The organism is Corallococcus praedator, assembly GCF_003612125.1.
In the GTDB taxonomy this organism is placed as follows: domain Bacteria; phylum Myxococcota; class Myxococcia; order Myxococcales; family Myxococcaceae; genus Corallococcus; species Corallococcus praedator.
Genome location: NZ_RAWI01001225.1, coordinates 1 through 414 on the forward strand (window position 1 = coordinate 1; position 414 = coordinate 414).

General features: G+C 61.1%; 1 protein-coding gene. It reads left to right on the forward strand.

Translation table 11 applies throughout. From position 1 onward, the window contains the following. The coding region (locus D7Y13_RS46570; protein ID WP_208734706.1) for a hypothetical protein at positions 1–414 on the forward strand (414 nt) is incomplete at both ends.

Genomic DNA, 414 nt, shown 5'->3' on the forward strand with positions numbered 1-414 from the left:
GCCGCAAGCTCATCGGGAAACTGGGCATCGGTTTGTTCGCGCTATCCCAGCTGACGCACGAGTTTCAGATCATCACCAAGCAAAAGGGCGACGACACCCGGACGGTGGCAGATGTCTTGCTGTTCCGGTATGCGGAAGACAAGGCCAAGGCAGGGGACTCGGAAGAGGAGGAATTTCACACGGGCTCAGTCAGACTGTGGAAGGTGCCGGCTAGGGACAAGAAAACCCACGGCACCGAGATCATCCTCCGGAATCTCTTGCCCCGCACGAAGGCGGAACTGGCGAGCTACGAACTGTGGACGGTGATACACGCACCCGTGCCTGCCGACGGGGACGATGAGGAGCGGGACAGGCGCGAACGTCCTCGCTATCACCTGGGCTGCCTCGATCCCGATCACCCGGGCGAATTCCTGG